We start from the raw sequence: 1,727 nt of genomic DNA, 5'->3' as shown, positions 1-1,727 counted from the left end.
GGGGAGCCGAAGCGGCCGGCCGCGCGCAGCTGGGTGAGCTGGCGCGGATGAGCGGCCATTTCGCCGACCGCATCAAGGGCCTGGGCCTGCTGCGCCTGTATGGCCGCGGCGAGGCTGAGCTGGAGGGGATCGAGGCGGCTGCCGAAGGCGTGCGCGTGCGCACCCTGAAGGTTCTGCGCATCGCTTTCCTGTCGTCCACGGTGCTGGAGTTCTTCGCCTCGGTCAGCGTGGCGATGGTCGCCCTGTACCTCGGGCTGAGCTATCTGGGCATGATGTCGCTGCATGCAACGGTACCGACGCTGGGGGCGGGCCTGTTCTGCCTGCTGCTGGCGCCGGAATTCTATGCGCCGCTGCGACGGCTGGCCGCCCACTACCACGACCGTGCCAATGCGCTGGCTGCCGCTGCCGAGGTGGAGCGCCTGCTGCAGTCGCTGCCCGGTGAGCAGGGCCTGATCGAGAACGAAGCTGCGCCGCTGGCGGTGGAGCCGGCCGAGGCCGCGCTGCCGCCGCTGCGGGCACAGGGTCTGGTGCTGCGTCCGCTGGGCGCGCCGCACGATGTGCTGCAGGATCTGGACGTGCTGCTGGAACCGGGCCAGCGCCTGGCCCTGGTCGGTCCCAGCGGGTCCGGCAAGAGTACGTTGCTGGAGGCGCTGGCCGGTTGGCTGCCGCCGCGTGCCGGCAAGCTGCAGGTGCGTCCCGGCGTGCAGGTGGCCTATGCCAGCCAGCGTCCGTACCTGTTCCACGGCAGCATCGCCGACAACCTGCGCCTGGCCGATCCCGGCGCCAGCGATGCGCGCCTGCGCGCGGTGGCCGAGGCTTCGCAGGTACTGCAGTTTGCGCAGCGCCTGCCGCAGGGGCTGGATACGGTGATCGGCGAACGTGGCTTCGGCCTGTCCGGTGGTGAGGCGCGTCGCATCGGCCTGGCCCGCCTCCTGCTGCGTGATCCGCAGGTGCTGCTGCTGGACGAACCCACCGCGTTCCTGGATGCCGATACCGAAGCGGCATTGCTGCGCAGCCTGGCCGCATATGCACGTGGCCGCAGCGTGGTGGTCGCCACCCACAGCCCGGCGGTGATCGCCTGGGCCGATCGTTGCCTGCTGCTGCCGGAAGGCCGCCTGGTGGAACCGGCACAGGCGGTGCGCGCATGAGCCGTTCGCCCGATTCGCTGCGCGCGGTGTTCCTGCGCCATCGTCCGCGCCTGTTGCTGACGATCCTGTTGTTGTGGACCACGATGCTGGCCGGCACTGCATTGCTGGGCCTGTCCGGTGGTTTCCTCACCGCGGCCGCGCTGGCCGGTGCCGCAGGCCTGGGGCAGGGATTCAATTTCTTCTCGCCGTCTGCGGGTATCCGTGGCTTGACCCTGGCGCGCATCGTGTCGCGCTACTTCGAAAAGCTGGTGGGCCACGATGCCACCCTGCGCATCGCCCGCGATCTGCGCGTCTGGTTCTTCCGCCGCGCGCTGCCACTGGCGCCGGCACGGCTGGGCGCTACGCGCACCGGCGAGCTGCTGGCGCGACTGCTGGGCGACATCGGCGAGGTGGATGGCCTGCTGGTACGGGCGATCGGGCCGCTGGTGGCACTGGGTGCGCTGTCGGTGGTGGCGGTTGCATCGGCGGCGCTGATCCTGCCGTCGGCGGCAGTGCTGCTGGCGGTGCTGGCGCTGCTGATCGCCTTCGGTGTGCCGTGGCTGGGCGTGCGTGGCCACGATGAGGAAGAAGCCGACCGCG

2 protein-coding genes are annotated in these 1,727 nt (G+C 70.8%); both read left to right on the top strand.

From position 1 onward, the window contains the following. Positions 1-1,148: ABC transporter ATP-binding protein/permease (locus ABGA94_RS21840; protein ID WP_375368086.1), on the top strand; the 1,148-nt coding region annotated here is incomplete at its 5' end. Continuing rightward, on the top strand, positions 1,145-1,727 hold a 583-nt coding region (locus ABGA94_RS21835), incomplete at its 3' end, for an ABC transporter transmembrane domain-containing protein (protein ID WP_375368085.1). The genes ABGA94_RS21840 and ABGA94_RS21835, both read left to right, overlap by 4 nt.

The sequence above is a fragment of the Stenotrophomonas sp. 3diitr2024 genome (assembly GCF_042136455.1).
GTDB classification, from domain to species: Bacteria; Pseudomonadota; Gammaproteobacteria; order Xanthomonadales; family Xanthomonadaceae; genus Stenotrophomonas; species Stenotrophomonas sepilia.
The sequence above is the reverse complement of the archived record's forward strand: the minus strand, read 5'-3'. Positions and strand labels throughout refer to the sequence as shown.